The organism is Hyphomonas sp. UBA3195 (genome assembly GCF_002366485.1).
In the GTDB taxonomy this organism is placed as follows: Bacteria; Pseudomonadota; Alphaproteobacteria; order Caulobacterales; family Hyphomonadaceae; genus Hyphomonas.
This window is the reverse complement of the sequence record NZ_DEXB01000001.1, coordinates 60,434-81,139: the sequence shown is the minus strand read 5'-3', so window position 1 is coordinate 81,139 and position 20,706 is coordinate 60,434. Positions and strand designations below refer to the sequence as shown.

Genomic DNA, 20,706 nt, shown 5'->3' with positions numbered 1-20,706 from the left:
GTTCTTGTCGCCATTTCGAAATACTACAAGCACATCTCCGATGAGCTGGAAGCTGGCGCGCTGGAAGCTCTTGAAGCTGCTGGCGCGACTGTGACGGTCATGGAAGTGCCGGGCGCGTTCGAGCTGCCGGGCCTGATTGCCATGGCGGCCGACAGTGGCCGGTTTGACGGCGCTGTGGCACTGGGCTGCGTGATCCGGGGCGAAACCAGCCATTACGACTATGTCTGTGGTGAAAGCGCCCGCGGTCTGATGGATCTGATCGTGCAGCGTCGTCAGGCGATTGGCTACGGCATCCTGACTGTCGAGAATGAAGAGCAGGCGCTCGCCCGCGCTGACCGAAAGCGCGGCAATAAGGGCAAGGATGCCGCAGACGCCTGTTTGGCCATGATCAAATTCCGCAAGGAACTCATTCGGTGAACGACCAGAATATACCCTTCGAGGTTACACGGGCGAGGCGGGCGGGAGCGCGCCTCGCAGCCGTTCAGGCGCTTTATGAAATGGAGCAGACCGGCAAGTCGGCCCGCGCGACCATTCGCGCCTTCATGGAAGACCGGCTCGGCATTGGTCCGAATGAAGAACCGATCGAGGAAGCCGATCCCGATATTTTCAAATCTATCGTGAACGCGGTCGTTGATCATCAGGCAGCCATCGACAAGGCGATCCTTGGGAGGCTGGCAAACGGATGGAAGCTGACCCGGCTCGATGCAACCATGCGCGCGCTTTTGCGCGCGGGGTCCGCTGAATTCATCGCGCACCAACATTTGTCGAACGCCATCATCCTGGATGAGTACGTGTCTCTGGCGCATGATTTCTTCGACGAGCAGGAAGCGAAATTTGCCAATGCCGTGCTGGACAATCTGGCCAAGGACCTGCGCAAATAGCCGGACTGGCGGATGCCATCCGGTTTGTGCAGGGATCGGTCCTTGCGGATGGGAGCAGGGCTCCGCTGTCACGAGGACGATTAGTCAAATTACTGGATAGTAGGTGCCCCCATGCATTGGGGCCCGTCCCATCCGCGCAGTGAAATTCAACTGGTTGCCAGACCAGACTGCTGGATTTCACCAGACCTAGCTGCGGAAGAAGACGAAAACCCCGCAGCCCGGCCAAGATAAACGGCTCACCCGGCGGTCGGATTGGTGACGCGTCATCGCCCGGCTCGGTTGGGATCACCCTGCGGACAGGCAGCCATCAGCCCTCAGGCTCAGTTACGCTGTTACCCCAGGCGCGGATCTCTTCGACATATAGTTCGGGCTCTTCCATCGCTGCGAAATGACCGCCGCGCGGCAAATCCGTCCAACGGGTGAGGTTGTAGGCTCTCTCGAACCAGCTCCGCGGCGCGGGTTTGTAGACGGGCTCGCCGGGGAAGTTCGCGAACGCCGTCGGCGTTTCACACCGGACGCCTTCTGGCAGGGCATTGCCACCTTCCTGCGCAAAGCCATTGTAGAACCAGACGCTGGTGGCCATGGCATCATTGACCAGATAGATCATCACATTGGTGAGCAGCTGGTCTTTTGAGTAGGTATCCAAAAGTCCGCCGTCGGACAGGTCTGACCAGCCATTGAATTTCTCGATGATCCACGCTGCAGTGCCGACCGGGGAATCCATTAGCGCCATCGCCAGCGTCTGGGGCTTGGTCATCTGCTGCATCAGATAGGCGCCTTCGCGCTGCATGGCGCCCTGCGACGCGGCCAGCCATTCGCCTTCGGCCTCGGTCTGCGGCGTGGCGGGTGTCGGGCGGAAGCCGACCATGTTCAGATGGATCGCGCGGCAACCGCCCTTGCCATCGACTGTGCCATGATTGAAGCCGAGCCAGGAGGTCACCATACTGCCCCAGTCGCCGCCCTGAGCGAGATAGGTGTCATATTTCAGTATGTCGCGCATCAGAGTGTCCCAAAGCGCGGCCGTGCCTCGGGGTCCGATCGGGGATTTTGGCCGCCCTGAAAATCCGTAACCGGGCAGGGAAGGGATGATCAGGTCAAAAGCATCTTCGGCCTTGCCGCCATAGCGGGATGGAAAGGCCAGGGGCGCGATCGCTTCCCAAAATTCAAAAACTGAACCCGGCCACCCATGTGTGATGAGCAGGGGGCGCCGCCCGCCAGCTTCGCCCACGACATGGACAAAGTGAATCATCTGACCATCAATCTCGACTTTGTAGCTGGGATACTTGTTCAGGATCTCTTCTGATTTGCGCCAATCATAGCCTGCAATCCAATAGCGCTGGATGTCTTTCATCACCGGTGTGGACATGCCGTAGGCAAAGCCTTCTTCATTGGCCGGGGCTGGAAACCAGTCATAGGCTTTCACCCGCGCCATGATGGCGTCGAGCTTTTCCTGGGGAATGTCGATGCGGTAGGGCTGAGCGGTCGGCATGTTTGTCTCCTCGCTAGGGTGTCATCCAGCTAGCGGACATGCCGTGGGGCGAAGCAAGTTAAATCGAGAAACTGGTTCCGCAGCCGCAAGCCGCCGTAGCATTCGGGTTGCTGATCTTGAAGGCAGCACCAATCAGTTCGGTCGTGAAATCGATCTGTGAGCCCTTCAGGAATTCGAGGCTCATTTCGTCGATCAACACTTTTGCGCCATCGCGTTCCAGGACGATATCGTCTTCCTTGACCGCTTGGTCGAAGTCGAACTTATAGGAAAAGCCTGAACATCCGCCGCCTTCGACGGAGACGCGCAGAAAATCAACGCCGTCCTGTTTGGCCAGAATCGCATTAATCCGCTTGGCAGCCGAGGCTGTAAGGGTCACATCGGGGGCAGTTGTCGTGCTCATGACCTCAACATAGGGATTCCCGAGCCAATGGAAAAGAGATCAGTGTATGCCACCCGGCACGAAGATAGCCGCGGCCGGTATTTCCCGGAGGCGCCATCGGCGACTCGAACGCCTTTCCAGCGTGATCGAGACCGGATTATCCACTCGACCGCCTTCCGGCGATTGAAGCAGAAGACACAGGTGTTTGTCGCACATGAGGGCGATCATTTCCGCACCCGCCTGACGCATTCACTCGAAGTGGCCCAGATTGCCCGCAGTATTGCCCGTACGCTCGGTCTGGACGAAGACCTCGCCGAAGCGTTGGCGCTCGCCCACGATATGGGCCACCCGCCCTTCGGACATGCGGGTGAGGACCAGTTGGACGCGTGCATGGCGGACTATGAGGGGTTTGATCATAACGCCCAGACGCTGCGCATCGTTACCAAGCTGGAGGTCCGATACCCCAATTTTGAGGGCCTGAACCTGACCTGGGAGCTGCTAGAGGGCCTCGTAAAGCACAATGGCCCGATGGTGACGCGCGATACACCGGTGGAATCGCTACCGGCCGCTTTTCGGGAATATGCGAACTTCATGGACTTGGAGCCGCACCAGTTTGCAGGTCCGGAAGCGCAGGTGGCGGCGCTGTCAGACGACATCGCCTATAATAATCATGATATTGACGATGGTATCGCCGCTGGCCTGTTCACGATTGACGATCTGATGGATTTGCCGATTGTCGGAGACGAGTTCCGCGCGGTGAAATTGGAATATGCGCATTTAAGCGACCGGATGGTCTCCTATGAGGCGGTTCGTCGCCTGATCGGCCTGTGGGTCAACGACCTGACCGCCGAGACGGGCCGGCGCGCGAAGCAGTACGCGCCACAGAGCGCCGCGGAAGTGCGCGCCATGGATGTGCCACTCGTTGCATTTTCGGAGGAGCTGGAAAGCCGTCAGCGGGCGCTGCGCGCCTTTCTGTATGAGCGGATGTACAAACACTACACAGTCAACCGCATGCGCAGCAAAGCCAAACGCATGCTCGCCGAGCTGTTTCAGATTTTCCTGAGTGAGCCTGACACGCTGCCGAGCCCGTGGCGGCAAGATGCGTCACAGGCCAACGAAGCGCGCCGAGCGCGCATTGTTTGTGACTATATCGCCGGGATGACAGATTCCTACGCAATCGAGGAACACCGGCGGCTTTATCATCCGGATGTACTGCGCTAGCCGCACTGTCATCACATTTACCGGTTTTAAAGCGTTGCAGGCGCCGAGACCTGTGAAAGCTCTTGAATATTCAAGTGTCGTTAACGAAACACGCCGTAATCTTAACTCTGTGAACCTAATCTGAGGATGATTCCATGGGGCGATATCGGGACGACGAGCGGGATTATGCCCCGTTCGAAGACGATTACCGCGGATTTGATGTTCGCGAGGACGATTCCACGCGCGGACCGCTCATCCTGGCGCTTGCCGTGGGGGTCTTGCTCGTCTTCGGCGCAGTTGTTTGGAACACATATCGTCAGGGAGTTCGGGACAACGGTGCCGGTATCCCCAGCGTAATCGCCGATAAAGAGCCCTACAAGCGTGCGCCTGAAGATCGTGAAGGTGTTGCAGTCCCAGACACTGACAAGCGCTTCTACGATCAGATGGATGACTCCGAGCGTACAGTGGAGCCGGGCACCGACTTCGCTGCAAATGACACTGAAGGTGGTGATGCGCTGCAAGGCGGCCCCCCAATTGAGCTCAGGCCAGGCCGGGAAGGCATCGAGCCTGATGATGCGCAAGTACGCGCACTGGCTGACCTGGAGGCGATGCCAGAGGATGAGGAAGAGACCCTGCGTGTCGTGCCAACGAATCCGGTGGTGCAGGCGCCTGCTCCCGCGCCGCGGAAGGCGCCGGCCGCCAGCGAAGCGTCCTCACAGTTTGCCTTTACCGATGATGGTATTTACCTCGTCCAGTTGGCAGCTTTCCGCTCACAAGACGCCGCTGAAACCGCCTGGGCGAAAATGAACAGTACAAAGCCCGGCCTCTACCGGAGTGCACAGAAGCGTATCCAACGAGCCGATCTTGGAGCCAAGGGTGTCTTCTATCGGTTGCGCGTCGGCAGCTTTGCGGAACGGTCTGAAGCATCGAAATTCTGTGATGCGGTGAAGGCCGGCGGTGACAATTGCATTGTGGTGACAGGATAGTGATCAAGGCTTGCATCCTCAGCGTTTCGGGGCCTGTGCTCACGAAGGAGGAAGCGGCACTGTTCGCCGCCGAGCAGCCCTGGGGGGTCATCCTGATGGGCCGCTCTTGCGTATCGCGGACCCAAGTCCGAAGCCTCGTCGATGACATCTGGAACGCGATGAATCGGCCGTGCCTGATCTTTATCGATCAGGAGGGTGGACGTGTGGCAAGGTTGAAGGCGCCTGAATGGCCTCTTTTTCCGCGTGGTCAGGACTATGCCGATATTTTTGCCAATGATCGTGAGCGGGGACTTTCCGCTGCCTGGCTCGGCCACAGGCTCATCGCCGCAGAACTCGCTGCCCTGTCGATTCATGCAGATTGTGCGCCTGTCGTCGATCTGCCGGTTCCGGGCGCACATGACGTAATTGGCGACAGGGCTTTCGGCACTGATCCCGAAACGATCGCAAGTCTCGCGGGCGCGGCTCTGAAAGGGCTCGCATCCGGCGGTGTTGCCGGCGTGATCAAACATATTCCGGGTCATGGGCGCTCCATGTGCGATAGCCATCTGGAGCTGCCTCGCGTAGCGGCGAGCGAAGCGGAACTGGCGAGAGATTTTGATGCCTTTGCCCGTCTCGCCGATGCGCCAATGGCGATGACAGCGCACATTTCCTATGATGCATTTGACGCCAATGTCCCCGCCACTCTGTCAAAAATCATGATTCAAGACGTGATCCGCGCGCGAATCGGGTTTGATGGCTTGCTGATGACGGATGATCTCGGGATGCAGGCGCTGGGCGGTAGCCTGGGCGAGCGGGGCGAAGCGGCGATTGCTGCGGGCTGTGACGTGCTATTGCACTGTTCCGGCTTTCTTTCTGATCCACTTGCGATCCATTCAGAAATGGCTGAAGTCGCAGCTGTTTCGCCAGAGCTGACGGGACGGCCACTGGAGCGGGCACTGCGTGCTGAAGCACTCTCGACCCATCAGGAGGAGTTTGACCTCGTTGAGGGTTGGCAGACATTCCAGTCATATTTTCCTCATTTGGCGGGGGCGGCATGAACTCCGAAATGATCTCGATTGATGCGCTGTCCGCAGACGCGCAGGAGGCCGAAGCCGGCGATCTCTTTACGGTCGATGTTGGCGGTTATGAAGGCCCGCTTCATCTGTTGCTGGAGCTTGCCCGCCGGCAGAAGGTCGACCTGCTGCATCTGTCGATCCTGTCGCTGGCAGAGCAATACCTCGACTTCATCGAAGAGGCGAAGTCTCAGCGCATCGATTTGGCGGCCGACTATCTTCTGATGGCGTCTTGGCTCGCCTTCATGAAATCGCGCCTTTTGTTGCCGAAGCCGGAAAAGGCCGCGGAAGACGAACCAACTGGCGAAGAAATGGCAGCGCGGCTGGCCTTTCGCCTGAAGCGGCTTGATGCCATGCGCGGGGCCGTCGAAGAACTCGAAGCGGGGCCTATCCTCGACAATGTGGTCTTCCTGCGCGGTGCGCCGGTACAGCCCAAAGTCGTCAAGCACACTGAATACAAAGCGTCGCTGTACGAGCTGACACAAGCCTTCGGGACGATTCGCGATCGCCGCGAAAAGGAACGCCCGCACACGATTGAGCAACAGCTTGTTTTGCCGCTGGAACTGGCGCGAACAACACTGCGCGCACTCAGGCAACAGTTGGAGCAGTGGTCTTCGCTGGACGAGATCCGCTCAACCATGACAGACGTGGACCCGGAATTGCCGCCTCGGTCTGTCACCGCAAGTGTCTTCTCGGCTGCATTGGAACTCGCCCGCGATGGCGAAGTCGATGTGCGCCAGGACGAGCACTTTGCGCCACTTTACCTGCGCAATGCGGGTATCAGACCGGAAGGGGGCAGAGATGCAACCGCTTGAGAAGTACTTGATGACTGACGACACTCCTGAAACAGAACGCGACGCGGTTGCGCAGTTGGCGTTTGCCTATCGTCGTTCCGAAGAGGCCCTGACCGAAGGCGCCAGCGAAGCGCTGGTCGAGGGTATCCGCCGTGCTGAAGCCATCCTGTTTGCCGCTGGCGAGCCGCTGAGCGCCGAGCAGATTGCCGAGACTTTGCCGCATGGTGTCGAAGCGGCCGAAGTGTTGATGGCGCTCCGGGCACAATATGTGAACCGTGGGGTCAATCTGGTCGAAGTCGCGGGCAAATGGCGCTTCCAGACGGCTTCCGATCTTTCCTATTTGTTTGTGGAGGAGCGTCAGGTTCAGAAAAAACTGGGCCAGGCGACGCTCGAGACGCTGGCGATTATTGCCTATGGCCAGCCGGTCACGCGAGCTGAAGTTGAGGCAGTGCGCGGCGTTGCGGTGTCAAAGACAACAATCGATACATTGCTGGAAACCGGCTGGGTGAAGATCAAGGGCCGCCGCAAAACCCCGGGTCAACCAATCACCTATGGCACGACCGATGCCTTCATGGAGCATTTCGGGCTGGAAAGCCTCGACACATTGCCGGGCAAAGCCGATCTCGAAGCCGAGGGGCTATTGTCGGATGTTATTCCGGACGGTTTCCAGATGCCGGACGAGGAAGCCCTGAACGGCGAAGAAGCGCCAGAGGTGGAGTCCCCTGAGATCGCGGAGACAGAATCTTTCGTCACAGACTTCATGGAAGAAGGCGATGACGAGGATTCAGAGACCGATGAGGGTGTCAGCCTGGAAATGGCTTCGTCAGACAATGGCATTGATGCTCAGGCCGATCTCGATGGCGAAGATGATGCTTCCGTCAGTGTGTTCTCCTATACGCGCGCACCGGAACGTGCGCAGTCTGATGTTGATGAGTTCGACAGCGGTGATGTGAAAGCGGCCGTGATCCAGCTGGCAAAGCAGCCGCGTATTCCGGAGCAGCCCATGGATGCCTGGGATGATGACGAATAGATAGTGCTTGGGTGCGGATGATGCCTGTCACTCTCCTTCAACGCTTTACGTCGAAGGAAGCGATCTGGTTTACGCTCTGTTCGCGGTACTGATCTTGCCTGCGGTGCTGAACGGATTCCCGCTGGTGATGTCTGACTCCATTGCCTATTCAGGGAAGGGGGCAAACTGGTTCAGGGGCAAGTTTCCGGCCCTGCTGCTGACGCTGCCTTACAAACTGGTTGGGTATTGGGCGATGCCAATCCTCAATAGCGCAATGGCTGCGGGCGCATGGATTCTGTTGTTCCGCGTTTATGATATTCGCCCCAGCCGCATAGTGTTGTGTATACTGATTGTGCTCAGCCTGCAGCCGATCTATACGAGCGCAGTCCTGGTCGATGCATGGTTCTTTCCAGCGATCATACTGCTCCTGTCTGCACGTAAGCTTCCAGAAGTATATGTGGGAATTTTGGCTGGCCTGCTTTTGTCAGGTCACGGATCAGGACAGATTTTTGCTCTTGTTTTCGCTGTGCTGGCGGCGGTGCTTTTCCGTTCGAGGCGGCAAGTCGTGGCTGGTATGGTTGCCGCGGTCATCGCTTTTGGCATGAACGTGCTGCTTGATGCCATGATCATGCCTGAGACGCCGCGACTTTCGAAAACGTTTCCCGCCGCCCGGGTGTTCTCGGTCCAGCCGGAATTGCTGCGGAGGGAAGCAGACCGGTCCGGAAACCTGGTTCTGTCTGAAGCCGCTGACGAAGTGGCGAGGATTAAAACCTATCCAGAGAACAAAGGTCGGCGTGATCTGTTCTGGGATGTCTGGAAGACCTCAGAGGGCGAATTCGACTTGGCCACGTTTGAGGAGCACCATGCGCTTCCCATACTCAAGGATGCATTCATGTTTGAGCCTGTACCCTTGGCCCGTACCATCTTTTTGGATTTTCTGAGCTATTATGAGCCAGCAACCCAATTCGATTTCCAACCTGTCTTGTCAGAGCCTTTTCCGGAACGCTTCTACGCCTCACATCAGGCGAAGGGATTTTTCGCCGCGGTGCCGGTGGAGTTGGGCGCGACGATCTTGAGGTATGGGTGCTATCTTGCATTTGCCGCCGCACTATTCTTCGGTTGGAGACGGACTGGTGCAGATATTCGTAGAACCATCATAGGTATTGGATTGATCGCCATCGCCAATGACGCGCTGTTTGCCCTTCTGTCGGGTCCACCCGACCGGTATCATCATCGAATACTGCCATTACTTGCGATCGGGACCGTCTTGCTGATTTCGGGCAGGGTCAAGCAGCCGGTCGAGGCGCCAGCCTGAAGCGGCGCTCATGCTGAAACTGACCGATAATGTCGTCCTCGGACGTTCCCCAACCCATATTATGAATGACCAGAGGGCGTCCCGTCCGTGTGGTCTTGTCAGAAACAATCCCGATATGAGGAAGGCTCTCCTTGTATCGCATCGTATAGAGATCGCCTGCCTTCCAGCCTGTATCGTCTGGCGGCGTTGACAGAGCGAGGCCGTGGCGTTCGATATATTTTTCCAGATTTGGTACGCGACGATGGTCGATATTGCGGTCAGGGCGGGTCAGGCCCCAGATTGTCGGATACTTGCTGAAAGCGTTGGTCATGTCTTCATGAACAAGTTGCTGTAAGTCCATTGCGAACGCATCGCGATAGGCCCTCACAATCACATCGGTGCACACGCCCCGCGATCTTTCCACATCTCCCATCGGATAGGAGAGGTGGGCATAGGCCGGGTCATACATGCGTGTGATCCCGATCTGGGATCTCGCAGCAAATGCGAGGCGAGTCTGCCACGGAAGCGTTCTCTGCCCGAGGCGGATCGGCGCAAGCGGAACACTGAAACCTCCCAAGATGGCGGCACGACGTGTGAGCATGATCTCATTGCGCCATACCGATCCGGCAGGAATAGGGCCGAAATTAGAAGCCGTGCAGTTCTGCGATCTCTTCCAATGGTGCACGCTCGGCCCGCAATGTGTTTACCGGATGGGATGGATCGGGCTTTCCGACCGCCATCGCGCACCAGACCATTTCGGTATCTGCCAGTTTGAAATGGTCTTTCAGGGCGGGGCGCAGCATGCCCCAGCATTCCTGCATGCACGTCCCCCAGCCACGCTCTTCCGCGAGCAGTGCCAGGGTTTGAAGGTACATGCCAGTGTGACCCCACTGACCATGTCCCATCCGCTCATCGATGACGATGAATGTCGCCACGGGGGCGTCAAAGAAACGGAAATTGTTGGCGAACCAGGCGATGCGCGCTGCGCGATCCTCTCGCGGAATGCCAAGCGTTTCGTACATCATCTCGCCCACTTTGCGGCGGCGCGCTTCGTGGGGCTCCCAGAGGTCTTTCGGGTAAATGGGGCGATCTGTTGGCTGACCCTTTGGATTTGCAGCCAGTACAGGCGCGGCCATGCGAATGACGGCATCCTTGGCGTCGCCAGTGACGACAATGGTTCGCCAAGGCTGTGTGTTGCCGCCGGAGGGCGCCCGCTGGGCCTGATTCAGCCACTCGCGGATATCGGCTTCAGAAAGTGCATCGGGCTTGAAGGCCCGTGTGGAGATACGTTGCGCGACTGCCTGTGATACGTCCATGAAAAAACCTCCCATCTGGTCTGATGGGAGGTTTATCGTCTTGGCGTGGCGTCAGCCAAAACTTATTTGCCGTGCAGGACCACTGGCATCCATGTGTACCCCTTCACGAAGCCGCCCGCAGAAAAGGATGGTTCGTCGAGCACTTCGATATGGCTGAAGCGTTCCATCAATTCTTGCCAGAGGATTTGCAGCTGTAGTTCTGCGAGACGGTTGCCGACGCAGCGATGGATACCGAAGCCGAACGAGATATGCCGACGGGCATCGGGACGGTCGATGATATAGTCATTCGGACGGTCCCAGAAGCGTTCGTCCCGGTTGCCTGAGACATACCACATGGCAACCTGGTCGCCCTTCTTGATGGTCTGGCCGTGCATCTCGACGTCTTCGAGCGCCGTGCGGCGCATGTGAGCCAGCGGCGTCTGCCAGCGGATCGTTTCGGAGACCATGTTCGGGATCAGCGACAGGTCTGCTTTCAGCTTGTCATATTCTGCTGGGAACTTGTTCAGCGCGTAGACCGAAGCGGTCATCGAGTTTCGGGTCGTGTCATTGCCGCCCACGATGAGCAGAATGACGTTCCCGAGCAGTTCCATTGGCGTCATGTTGCGGGTCTTCTCACCATGCGCGAGCAGGCTGATCAGATCGTTCTTCTGCGGCTGCGCGCCACGCTCCTGGAAGATCTGCATGAAAGTGGCGAGACATTCCATCATCTCGCGCTTCCATTGTTCTTCCCCGCCGGGGCAGATGTCCGGATTGTTCATGCCGGTCGCCATGTCGGACCAATGGGTCAGGTCGCGACGTTTTTCGAATGGATAGTCGAACAGCGTGGCCAGCATCATCGTGGTCAGCTCGATGGAGACGGTGTCGACCCAGTCGAACGGCTCACCAACCGGAAGGGAGTCGAGTAGACCCTGGGTGCGCGAGCGGATCAGTGGCTCGAATTCCTTGAGCATGTTTGGGGCAACGGCTGGCTGGACCGTCTTGCGCTGTTCAGAGTGGCGCGGTTCATCCATTGCGATGAACATCGGCAGCTCAAAATCTTCCGGTGGGCTGCCCAGCGTGATGCCGCCATGTTCCCAGCTGGAAGAGAAGCGTTTGTGGTCGGTATCGACCGCCATGATGTCTTCATAGCGGGTGATCGACCAGAACGGGCCGACAAAGGAGTCAGCTGTATAATGCACGGGGGCTTCATTGCGCAGTCGCTCGAAACGATCCCACATCGCCTGTTGCCGCCAGAGTTCCGGATCCTCGGGGTGCAGCTCCGCAAGAGGCAGCGAACTGGCAGGCGGTGCCTTTTCGCCAATTTCGAGATAGCCTTCGAAGAGCGGATCACGGTGAGTGATCTTCGGGCGCTCCAGGGCAGGGTGATCAAGCAGGTGAACCGTATCAGCAGCCATCAATTTTCCTCCGACAGTAAGCCTTTGTCTCAGGCTCGATTTATGACGTCGGCGTCACCTTAACACGGCTATTCTGAAAAAACTATGACGCAGGCGTCATTTTTTTGCGATATGCCGTTCGCGTTTTGCATTCTGTAGTGCTGCGCGTGTCGCGCGGGCCAGTGACTTTCGTTCTGGCAAGGTCAGGAAACGCCCAATGACATAGGCGGTCTGGCCGTATTCAACCCGCAACCAGCTATTCGCGTTCAGCGGCTCATCGAGTTCGATTCTCGCGAAGGCGGACGGCACAGTCGCTGACTTCTCGCTGCCATTGGCGCCTTTGTGAGTTAACCGCAGTTCTTTTCCTGTCACGACGATTCGGGTTTCTTCCCGCTGTTGTCGGAAGGACATGCGAAATGCAAAGTAGAAGGCGAGGGCATCCAGACCAAAGAAGCCGATCACGGGGATGGCCCCCATCGAGATGAAGGCGATACCCGTCAGGAAGCTGACGCCGCCGACAATTGCCATGACGATGGCGAAGCCGCGCTGGCTGAGCGACTGATTGGGCCGAAGAACGGCGTCCATATAGATGATTTCGTTCGGCGCGCTCATATGTCTAAAATAGCATGGCCTTGTGCGAAGGCGAGGGGGCATTAGACAGGCGGAATGACACAGCTCAAATCCACCCCGAAAACCAAGAAGAAGCGCGCTCCGCGCGTTTTTGGACCCGAGAAGGCGACCGCGCTCTTTTCGGCACTTGCCGCAGATCGCCCGGATCCTCGCACAGAACTTGATTTCGTGAATCCGTACACGCTGGTCGTGGCTGTGGCCTTGTCGGCACAGGCCACCGATGTCGGGGTGAACAAAGCCACTGCGAAATTGTTCGCGCTTGCGGATACGCCGGAAAAGATGCTGGCGCTGGGGGAGGCCGGCGTCGCGGAGCACATCAAGACGATTGGCTTGTGGCGCAATAAGGCCAAGAACGTCATCGCGCTGAGCCAGATGTTGCTGGATGAATTCGGCGGCGACGTGCCGCAAACGCGGGAAGAACTTGTGCGCTTGCCCGGTGTCGGCCGAAAGACCGCCAATGTGGTTTTGAACGAAGCCTTTGGGCACCACACAATTGCGGTCGACACGCACATTTTCCGCGTCTCGAATCGGACAGGGCTAGCCCCCGGCAAGACGCCGGACGAGGTCGAAGCCGGGCTGGAACGTGCGACGCCCGCCGACTTCAAGAAGGGCGCGCACCACTGGCTGATCCTGCACGGGCGGTATGTCTGCAAGGCGCGCAAACCCGAATGCTGGCATTGCGCCATATCCGATTTGTGCCGGTTCAAACCCAAGACACCTGACCCGTCCGCTGTATCGTCTCTTGGTCCCAAAGCCTGACGGGTGGGGTGTGTCGCGACTGCACTACACGCGGCTTGCCTCCAGTTCGCCCAAATTTAACCAAATCACGGCCACCTCCAACCGACACCGCATCGCACAGGTAAAAATGGAGCGTACCGCATGAACCGCATAGGAAAATTCGTCCTTGGCGCAGCCTCCTTCTGTCTTCTGTCCGGCCTGCCAGCTGTGGCTGAGGATGGCTGGTCGGGGGAGTCTTCCCTCAGCGCAGGACTGACAACCGGGAACACGGAAACGTCTGAAGCCGGTCTCGGCATCGACCTTGATCGCGGTGCCGGCGATTGGAATTTCGGGATTCAGCTCTCCGGGGACTACGGCAAGGAAGATGGCGTTGAGAGCCGTAACCGCTACTTCGGCGCGGTGGACCTGGAGCATGACTTCAACGACACGATGTTCACTTTCGGACGGGCCTCCTATGAGGTCGACCAGTTTACCGGCTTCGACAGCCGTACTTTTGTTGGTGGGGGTGTCGGTTGGCATGTCCTGGATGATGAAGACCATCATTGGACGGTGCGCGGCGGCCCTGGTTTCAAGATTGATGAAGTCAAACGTCAGATCACGACGGATAGCACCGGAACTGTAACGATCACGCCGGCGAGTACTGAAGAGTCACTGGGTGCGGTAGCGCAGTCTGAGTATTTCTATGCCTTCAATGAGGCTGTGTCTCTGAGCAACAAGACCAATGTGGTCTATGGTCAGGAATCCACTCAGATCAATAACAGTATCGGGCTGACCGCCGCGCTGAATGGCCACCTCGCGGCTCGCGTGTCCTTCGATGTGCGCCACGACACTGCGCCTCAGCCAACCTATGAGGCAACCGATACCGCCACGAAATTCTCACTCGTCTACACGCTCGGCGATTAAGGTCGCCTAACCGGCTTTTAGACGGGTCTCCACGGCCTTGGCGATAAGTCCTCCAAGACGTGCGCCCTGTTCCGGATAAAGATATGGCTCGATCAATTCGAGTTCCATCAGGAGCAGGGAGCCGTCAGGATGGCGCAGCATGTCGACCCGGGCGTATAGCGGGATGTCGTCGAGTAGACCGAGTATCGCCCGCGCTACGTCCAGATCCGCCCGGCTCGGCTCGATCGTTTCTTCCTGGCCGCCATAAGTCGACTGAATGCGATAGTCGCCGGGCTTGGCGCGCTTGATCAGCGCGTGCGACAGCTCACCATCAATGAAGATGAAGCTCAGTTCGCCTTCGGTCTGGATCGTCGACAGGAAGGGCTGCACCATCATTGGGTGTGGCATCCTGGGGGCTGGGTCATCTGAGTTCAGCAAGTGCTGACCGCTCGCCCCTGCGCCGACCTGACGCTTGAACACCAGTTTTGTTTCGCCGAGCGCGTCAAAGGCGCTTCGGTACTGATCGTCGGTCATCTCATCAATCCAGAGAGTCGGGATCAGATCTGCGCCGCGAGCTGCGAGATCCTTGAGATAGACCTTGTCGCTGTTCCAGCGGACCAGCGCGGCAGGATTGAACAAGCGTGTCTGAGCCTCAATGGTCTCAAGCGTGGTCAGGAATTCGTCCTGTCGGTCCCAATAATCCCACGTCGTGCCAATCAGCGCGGCGTCATGGTTTGACCAATCAACAGAACTATCGTCCCAACAGATATCCACAATGTCTATGCCACGCTCTGAGAATTCGGGTCTCAATGCGCGCATCATGTAATCGTGCTCGAACGCATCGGACCGCCGGATGGGAGAGCCGGGCTGGGTAACTTGGGAGGACAAATATGCAATTTTCATCCGCAGGCGTTTATCATGCGCAGCTGTTGCGTCCAGCAGGCAGCTCTGGCAATTGGCGCCGAGCAATCAGGGAATCTGTGAAATGAGTGAAATCCGCTTCGATGTCGTCGGCTTGGGAAATGCCATTGTGGATGTGATGTCGAAAACGGACGATGCGTTCCTCGAAAAATGGGGCATTCACAAGAATGCGATGAATTTGATCGAGGAAGATCGTGCAGAAGCCCTGACCAAGGCCGCGGTGGACCCATTCTATACATCTGGCGGCAGTGGCGCCAACACGATCGCCGGTCTTGCGAGCTTCGGCGCACGTGCCGCCTATATTGGCAAAGTCTCCAAGGATGAACTCGGCAGCCAGTTTACACGCGAGATGACCGCGTCGGGTGTGCCCTTCGCGACGAAACCTCTTGAGAGCGGACCCGCCACGGCACGCAGCATCATCTTCGTGACGGAAGACGGTGCGCGGAGCATGAACACATTCCTCGGCGCGTCGGTCCTGTTCTCCAAGGATGACGTGGACGAAAACACCGTGCGGGCAGGGGGCATTCTTTATCTGGAAGGATATCTGTTTGACCGCGAAGATGCCAAGGAAGCGTTTGTCTTTGCCTCAGAAATAGCCAAGGCCGCTGGCCGCAAAGTGGCGCTCACCTTGTCGGATAAATTCTGTGTAGACCGGCATCGTGCGAGCTTTCTTCAATTGGTTCGCAACAATGTCGACATTCTGTTTGCGAATGAGGAAGAGCTGCTCTCCCTGTACGAAACGGAAGATTTCGACGCGGCTTTGGCTGCGCTTCAACAGGACACCGCCGTCGCGGCGGTTACGCGCAGCGAGAAGGGATCGGTCGTGATCGGCGCCGGTGACCCCATCAGCGTCAAGGCAGAGCCGGTCGATCAGGTTCTCGATACAACCGGTGCCGGCGACCAATATGCGGCGGGATTTCTGTTCGGAATATCTCGTGGACTGCCGCTGGAGACATGCGCGCACCTTGGTCACATCGCTGCGGCCGAGGTCATCGCGCATTTCGGACCACGCCCGGAACAGTCCTACAAGACACTCGCCGAGCAGGCCGGCATTTACGCCTGAGCCTTCAGAGCCTCTTCGACATAGTCGAGCCGGTCATGCCCAAAGAACATGTCGTCACCGACAAAGAATGTCGGCGCGCCGAATGCTCCTTGGGCAATGGCTGAATCGGTGTTGGCTTTCATGGCGTCCTTGCTGGCGCTTGCCTGAGCGAGTTCCTGAATCTGTCGGAAGTCGAACCCTTCCTGTTCGCACATTGCCCGAACCGAATCGTCATCATCGGGTTTGAGTGGGGTTGGGGACGCCCACATATGTTGGAAGCAGGCATCCATGAATCGCTTCTGCTCAGTGGGGTCATTGTCCAGTCCGCAGGTTGCGCGCAACAGATTGCGGGTACTGACCATCGGGAAATAGGGGTTCATCCGAAAGTCCAAGCCATAGCGGGTTGTGCAGCGTTGGAGATCTTTCATCATGTATGCACCCTTCGCCGGCACCATGCCAGGCGGCCTGTTGTCTGTAGCCTGCATTACAGCGCCCAGAAACATTGGCTTGATCACGATATCTGCCCCGGTACGGGCGGATATTTGTTGCACTGCGGCATTGGCCACGTAAGAAAATGGACTGATATAGTCGAAATAGAATTCGAATTTGCCTGCCATGGGACCCTCTCAAATGAGTTTCATTTTGGAACTATGGCAAATCAGTATAGGTGTGTCAGCATGAAATGGTCTGATTTATCCGATAATTGGTGCCCGGTTGCGCGAACGCTTTCACTGGTTGGGGATCGTTGGACGATGCTGATTCTTCGAGACTGCTTCCTGGGCCTGTCCCGTTTCGAACAGTTTATTGCCTCAAGCGGTATGACACGACACATCCTGGCCGACCGCTTGAAACGGCTTGTCGAAGCAGGCGTGCTGGAACGCAAAGCCTATACAACGACGCCAAAACGGTTTGACTATGTGCTGACCGAGAAGGGTCAGGAATTGGCTCCAGCCCTGTTGACCCTGAAGGATTGGGGTAAAAAACACATGCCCGTGCGACGCACGACGTCGGCTTAGTCGTTCAGCAGAGCTTCTACTTTTTTCTGCACAGCACCATAGTCGATCTTGCCGGTTCCGAGGACCGGGATTTCATCAACATGATAGACGCGTTTCGGAACAGACAATTCCGGCACGCCGTGATTCTTGGCCCAAGCGAGAATGTCTTCGCGATTGCTTGCCTTGGTATCGCTGAGCAGAATGACCTGCTCACCCTTGAGGGGATCCGGAAGCGTAACGGCTGCGTGCAGATTGTCGGGCCAGATCGCGCTCGCGCAGTTTTCAACCACCGCCAGAGAGACCATTTCACCGCCAATCTTCGCGAAGCGTTTGACGCGGCCCATGATACGAATGATCCCACTTTCATCGATCGCAACGATGTCGCCGGTGTCGTGCCAGCCGCCTTCGGGGCGTTCAAGCATGCCGGGGTTTGACGGTCGTAGATAGCCCATCATGATGTTCGGCCCGCGAACATGTAGCCGACCGCCATCTTCGATGCCTTCGACCGGCAGCAGCTTGGACTCCATGCCTGACATCAGACGCCCGACAGTTCCCGGCCGATTGTCTTCCCACTTATTGGCCGCGATGACGGGAGAGGCTTCGGTTGCGCCATAGCCTTCGAGGATTTCGATTTCGAATTTGCGGCGGACCAGGGCGCGGGTTTCATCCTTAACCCGTTCCGCGCCGCACACAGCCAACCGCACAGAGCTCATGTCACCGTCATTCCCGATCCGGGCATATTGAGAGATGAACGTGTCCGTTGCGAGCAGGATGGTCGACTGGTTCGCACGGATCCGTCGCACGATTTCACGGGGCTGCAGCGGTGAGGGATGGAATATGACCGGGATGCCGGCCACGAGCGGCAAGACCGCACCAACCGTCAGGCCGAAACAATGAAATGTCGGCAGGGGATTGAACAGACTGTCCGTATCGGGGCTGAGACCTATATGTGCCCGTACCTGTTCAACATTTGCCATGACGTTTTCATGACTCAGCACGACCCCTTTGGGCTCGCCCTCTGTGCCAGACGTGAACAGCATGACGCCGGGGGATTTGTAGCGGGACTGTTTCCGGACAAGACCAGGCAAGATGTTCCCTACAGCGGCTATCAGCTTGTTGGCCAGTGTCAGGTTTTCCCGCACATCCTCAAGGTAGACGATCTCGGCGGAGCCCGACAATTCTTCCATCAGTGCTTCGAGTCCGCCGAGCTCGACGAACTTGTGAGCCGTGATGATGCGGCTTATCTGACCTGCCTTAAGCGCGGCCTTCAGGTTTCGCGAGCCAGCGGTAAAGTTCAACATGGCGGGAATGCGATTGAAGGCGCTGAGCGCGAAAAACCCAATCACGGCACCGGCGCCGCTGGGCAACATCACGCCGACTGCCTCACCCGATTTGGTTCCTTGGCGCAACGCTGATCCGAGGGCGAGGGACCCCTGAACAAGATCCTTGTAGGTGAGTTGCCGGTCGTCGCCATCAACGAGAATCGTCTTGTCCGCGCCGAATTCCTTTTTCGCGCGAAAGAGCGCGCTGAAAAGGTCGGTTCTGGCGCGAGATGGCTGGTATGGCAAAGGTGCCGGGATGGTCTGTCCGGTCATGATGGCCTTCGTTTCCTCCGAGGCGTTGCCTCATGTTTATTGTAACAATCTGTCATTTATCGACACTGTCGCAACCCCTAATGCAAGATTGCATAAACACTCTGCAGTGTATTTCCCTTGATGAAACAGCTGGTCACGTCCATTTTCACACCATGGCAAATCTCATCGATCTGACGCAGAGCACGCGTAAGCACAGACACCCGGAAAAGCAGTCGCGGCCGGATACGCCGCTCCTGCGCAAACCTGATTGGATTCGTGTTAAAGCGCCGACCTCGCAGGGCTATGCTGAAACGCGCCAGATCGTAAAATCGAAAGGGCTGGTCACTGTTTGTGAAGAAGCCGGATGCCCGAATATCGGAGAGTGTTGGGACAAGAAACACGCCACGATGATGATTCTGGGTGAGATATGCACCCGGGCATGCAGTTTCTGCAATGTTTCCACAGGCAAGCCACTGACTCCGGGCCGGGTAGAAGAAGATGAACCGCGTCGTGTGGCAGAGGCCGTCGCCGAAATGGGCTTGCAGCATGTTGTTATCACATCGGTAGATCGGGATGACCTGTCCGATGGCGGGGCGATGCACTTCGTCAACACGATTCAGGCAATCCGGGCGATGTCACCCGGAACCACAATCGAAATCCTGACGCCAGATTTCCTGCGCAAGGACGGTGCCGAAAATCTGGTGATCGACGCCAAGCCGGACGTATTCAATCACAATCTCGAAACGGTGCCTCGCCTATACCTGTCCATTCGGCCGGGCGCGCGCTACTTTCATTCCCTCAGACTTCTGGAGAAAGTGAAGGACCGTGATCCGACCCAATTCACAAAATCTGGTTTGATGGTGGGTTTGGGTGAAACCAAGGAAGAGGTCATGCAAGTCATGGACGACATGCGGTCAGCGGGAATCGACTTCCTGACCATCGGCCAATATCTGCAGCCGACTCGCAAGCATGCCGCGATCGATCGCTATGTGTCGCCGGAAGAGTTCAAGACATATGAGGAAATCGCCCGCTCCAAAGGTTTCCTGATGGTGTCAGCTTCACCTCTTACCCGGTCGTCGCACCATGCGGGCGAAGATTTTGCCCGGTTGCGGGCTGCGCGCGAGGCCAAGATGGCCGCTGCCGCCGTTTAGGCATGCCGCATTTCTCGAAATCTGTTCGTGTTCCGTATAGTGGGGAGCAGGCTTTTGAGCTTGTGTCCGACATTGCGGCGTATCCGAACTTCATCAAGTGGATCACCGCCATGCGCGTGTCCGAAATGACGGCGCGCCAGGATGGCAGCTTTACCTGTATCGGAGAGGCCGCCGTTGGCTTCAAGGGGTTCGTTGAGCGGTTCACCACGCGAGTCGTCGCCGACCCGAATGCCGGCAATGTGGTTGCGTCCCTGGTCAAAGGGCCATTTCGGAAGCTGAAAGCCGAGTGGACGATTCTAGCATCGAGCCAGGATGGCTCTGATATTTCGCTTTCAATCGATTATGATTTTCGGAATCCGTTCATCGGCATGCTGGCCGCCGCCAATCAGGAGCTTGCGGTCAACAAGATCCTCTCGGCTTTCCTGGCCGAGGCCGAGCGGCGTTATGGCGGTTCAGCCTAGGCGATCTGCATCTGGATCTGTTTCAGCGCGCATTCCATTGCCGCGAGACGAATCTGCTCACGTCCGATATCGCCAACCTGAAGCATTTCATGAATGACGGCGCGATTTTCGCGCGCACACGCCACATGGACGGTCCCCACTGGTTTCATGGGGGTGCCGCCACCGGGGCCAGCTACGCCTGTGATGGCAACGGAGATATTAGCGCGGCTGGCGTCCAGCGCGCCTTCTGCCATCATGCGCGCAACGGGCTCGGACACGGCACCATAGTCAGCCATGACATCGCCAGCGATGCCCAGCATTTCTTCTTTGGCGCGGTTGGAATAGGTGACGAAGCCCCGTTCGAACACGGCGGAGCTGCCGGGGATGTCTGTCAGCAGGCCTGCAAGAAGGCCACCTGTGCAGCTTTCGGCCGTGCAGATGCGCAGGCGAGCTTGAGCCGCGTCGTCGAGGATCAACATTGCGAGATTTCGGAGTCGGTCTGGAAACATGTGGCGCACGATATGGGGAGTTCGGCCTGCCGTGAAGAGCAGATTTGAGCC

The 20,706-nt window shown here is 57.6% G+C and carries 24 protein-coding genes; 14 read left to right on the top strand and 10 right to left on the bottom strand.

The window, feature by feature from the left end:
* Both ribH and nusB read left to right on the top strand, forming a co-directional pair.
* The coding region (gene ribH, locus B2344_RS00410) for a 6,7-dimethyl-8-ribityllumazine synthase (RefSeq protein WP_290484415.1) at nt 1–417 on the top strand (417 nt) is incomplete at its 5' end.
* Entirely contained in the window at nt 414–881 is a 468-nt protein-coding gene (gene nusB, locus B2344_RS00405) for a transcription antitermination factor NusB (protein WP_206990412.1), read from the top strand. The genes ribH and nusB, both read left to right, overlap by 4 nt.
* Nucleotides 882–1,188: 307 nt before the next feature.
* Here the strand turns inward: nusB and B2344_RS00400 are convergent, their stop codons facing one another.
* Together B2344_RS00400 and erpA are read right to left on the bottom strand one after the other, a co-directional pair.
* Nucleotides 1,189–2,370 carry an epoxide hydrolase family protein gene (locus B2344_RS00400; protein WP_290484414.1) on the bottom strand — a complete coding sequence of 394 codons (1,182 nt, stop codon included), beginning with the start codon at nt 2,368–2,370 and terminating at the stop codon, nt 1,189–1,191.
* 58 nt (nt 2,371–2,428) lie between these two features.
* Nucleotides 2,429–2,770 (bottom strand): iron-sulfur cluster insertion protein ErpA, encoded by a 342-nt coding sequence (erpA, locus tag B2344_RS00395; RefSeq protein ID WP_290482662.1) that lies wholly within the window; start codon nt 2,768–2,770, stop codon nt 2,429–2,431.
* Between the two features lie 27 nt (nt 2,771–2,797).
* Here erpA and B2344_RS00390 point away from each other — a divergent pair, with 27 nt between their 5' ends.
* The 6 genes from B2344_RS00390 (at nt 2,798) to B2344_RS00365 (ending at nt 9,105) form a co-directional block, all read left to right on the top strand.
* A complete protein-coding gene (locus B2344_RS00390; RefSeq protein WP_034812792.1) occupies nt 2,798–3,970 on the top strand; it encodes a deoxyguanosinetriphosphate triphosphohydrolase in 1,173 nt (390 codons plus the stop codon).
* Between the two features lie 134 nt (nt 3,971–4,104).
* Nucleotides 4,105–4,935, top strand: a complete 831-nt coding sequence (locus B2344_RS00385) for an SPOR domain-containing protein (protein WP_290484413.1) — start codon at nt 4,105–4,107, stop codon at nt 4,933–4,935.
* Entirely contained in the window at nt 4,935–5,972 is a 1,038-nt protein-coding gene (gene nagZ, locus B2344_RS00380) for a beta-N-acetylhexosaminidase (RefSeq protein ID WP_290484412.1), read from the top strand. The genes B2344_RS00385 and nagZ overlap by 1 nt, the downstream gene beginning before the upstream one ends.
* Nucleotides 5,969–6,802, top strand: coding sequence for a segregation and condensation protein A (locus B2344_RS00375; protein ID WP_206990416.1), 834 nt, complete (start codon nt 5,969–5,971; stop codon nt 6,800–6,802). Before nagZ ends, B2344_RS00375 begins: the two co-directional genes overlap by 4 nt.
* Before the next feature lie 10 nt (nt 6,803–6,812).
* Nucleotides 6,813–7,811 carry an SMC-Scp complex subunit ScpB gene (gene scpB / locus B2344_RS00370; RefSeq protein WP_290484411.1) on the top strand — a complete coding sequence of 333 codons (999 nt, stop codon included), beginning with the start codon at nt 6,813–6,815 and terminating at the stop codon, nt 7,809–7,811.
* Between the two features lie 7 nt (nt 7,812–7,818).
* Nucleotides 7,819–9,105, top strand: coding sequence for a hypothetical protein (locus B2344_RS00365; RefSeq protein WP_290484410.1), 1,287 nt, complete (start codon nt 7,819–7,821; stop codon nt 9,103–9,105).
* Here the strand turns inward: B2344_RS00365 and B2344_RS00360 are convergent.
* The 4 genes from B2344_RS00360 to B2344_RS00345 all read right to left on the bottom strand — a co-directional run bounded on the left by B2344_RS00360 (nt 9,077) and on the right by B2344_RS00345 (nt 12,385).
* A complete protein-coding gene (locus B2344_RS00360; protein WP_206990419.1) occupies nt 9,077–9,685 on the bottom strand; it encodes a DUF1287 domain-containing protein in 609 nt (202 codons plus the stop codon). The genes B2344_RS00365 and B2344_RS00360 overlap by 29 nt on opposite strands.
* Nucleotides 9,686–9,728: 43 nt before the next feature.
* A complete protein-coding gene (locus B2344_RS00355) occupies nt 9,729–10,400 on the bottom strand; it encodes a nitroreductase (RefSeq protein WP_206990420.1) in 672 nt (223 codons plus the stop codon).
* Nucleotides 10,401–10,462: 62 nt separating this feature from the next.
* Nucleotides 10,463–11,794: a cytochrome P450 gene (locus B2344_RS00350; RefSeq protein WP_290478849.1), complete on the bottom strand. Its 1,332-nt coding sequence runs from the start codon at nt 11,792–11,794 to the stop codon at nt 10,463–10,465.
* Nucleotides 11,795–11,890: 96 nt separating this feature from the next.
* On the bottom strand, nt 11,891–12,385 hold the full coding sequence (locus tag B2344_RS00345; protein ID WP_290484409.1) for a DUF2244 domain-containing protein: 495 nt from the start codon (nt 12,383–12,385) through the stop codon (nt 11,891–11,893).
* 54 nt (nt 12,386–12,439) lie between these two features.
* On the opposite strand from B2344_RS00345, the gene nth reads away from it, so the two are divergent.
* The gene (gene nth / locus B2344_RS00340) at nt 12,440–13,162 is read left to right on the top strand and encodes an endonuclease III (protein ID WP_206990423.1); all 723 of its coding nucleotides are present in this window, start codon (nt 12,440–12,442) and stop codon (nt 13,160–13,162) included.
* A gap of 120 nt (nt 13,163–13,282) precedes the next feature.
* Nucleotides 13,283–14,044, top strand: a complete 762-nt coding sequence (locus B2344_RS00335) for a DUF481 domain-containing protein (protein ID WP_290478847.1) — start codon at nt 13,283–13,285, stop codon at nt 14,042–14,044.
* A gap of 6 nt (nt 14,045–14,050) precedes the next feature.
* Here B2344_RS00335 and B2344_RS00330 read toward each other — a convergent pair whose 3' ends face one another.
* On the bottom strand, nt 14,051–14,926 hold the full coding sequence (locus tag B2344_RS00330) for an ATP-grasp domain-containing protein (RefSeq protein ID WP_290484408.1): 876 nt from the start codon (nt 14,924–14,926) through the stop codon (nt 14,051–14,053).
* An 82-nt stretch (nt 14,927–15,008) separates the two neighbouring features.
* On the opposite strand from B2344_RS00330, the gene B2344_RS00325 reads away from it, so the two are divergent.
* Nucleotides 15,009–16,007, top strand: a complete 999-nt coding sequence (locus B2344_RS00325; RefSeq protein WP_290482656.1) for an adenosine kinase — start codon at nt 15,009–15,011, stop codon at nt 16,005–16,007.
* On the opposite strand, the gene B2344_RS00320 is transcribed toward B2344_RS00325, so the two are convergent.
* Nucleotides 15,998–16,603 (bottom strand): 2-hydroxychromene-2-carboxylate isomerase, encoded by a 606-nt coding sequence (locus B2344_RS00320; protein ID WP_290484407.1) that lies wholly within the window; start codon nt 16,601–16,603, stop codon nt 15,998–16,000. The two genes, B2344_RS00325 and B2344_RS00320, sit on opposite strands and share 10 nt — an antisense overlap.
* 33 nt (nt 16,604–16,636) lie before the next feature.
* On the opposite strand from B2344_RS00320, the gene B2344_RS00315 reads away from it, so the two are divergent.
* Entirely contained in the window at nt 16,637–17,002 is a 366-nt protein-coding gene (locus tag B2344_RS00315) for a helix-turn-helix domain-containing protein (RefSeq protein WP_339635492.1), read from the top strand.
* Here the strand turns inward: B2344_RS00315 and B2344_RS00310 are convergent.
* Nucleotides 16,999–18,576: an AMP-binding protein gene (locus B2344_RS00310; RefSeq protein ID WP_290482655.1), complete on the bottom strand. Its 1,578-nt coding sequence runs from the start codon at nt 18,574–18,576 to the stop codon at nt 16,999–17,001. The genes B2344_RS00315 and B2344_RS00310 overlap by 4 nt on opposite strands.
* A gap of 152 nt (nt 18,577–18,728) precedes the next feature.
* Here B2344_RS00310 and lipA point away from each other — a divergent pair, with 152 nt between their 5' ends.
* Both lipA and B2344_RS00300 read left to right on the top strand, forming a co-directional pair.
* Nucleotides 18,729–19,706: a lipoyl synthase gene (lipA, locus tag B2344_RS00305; protein ID WP_034812819.1), complete on the top strand. Its 978-nt coding sequence runs from the start codon at nt 18,729–18,731 to the stop codon at nt 19,704–19,706.
* 2 nt (nt 19,707–19,708) lie between these two features.
* Nucleotides 19,709–20,167, top strand: a complete 459-nt coding sequence (locus tag B2344_RS00300) for a type II toxin-antitoxin system RatA family toxin (RefSeq protein WP_034812822.1) — start codon at nt 19,709–19,711, stop codon at nt 20,165–20,167.
* On the opposite strand, the gene B2344_RS00295 is transcribed toward B2344_RS00300, so the two are convergent.
* On the bottom strand, nt 20,164–20,655 hold the full coding sequence (locus B2344_RS00295) for a CinA family protein (RefSeq protein ID WP_034812824.1): 492 nt from the start codon (nt 20,653–20,655) through the stop codon (nt 20,164–20,166). The genes B2344_RS00300 and B2344_RS00295 overlap by 4 nt on opposite strands.
* Nucleotides 20,656–20,706 lie beyond the last annotated feature (51 nt).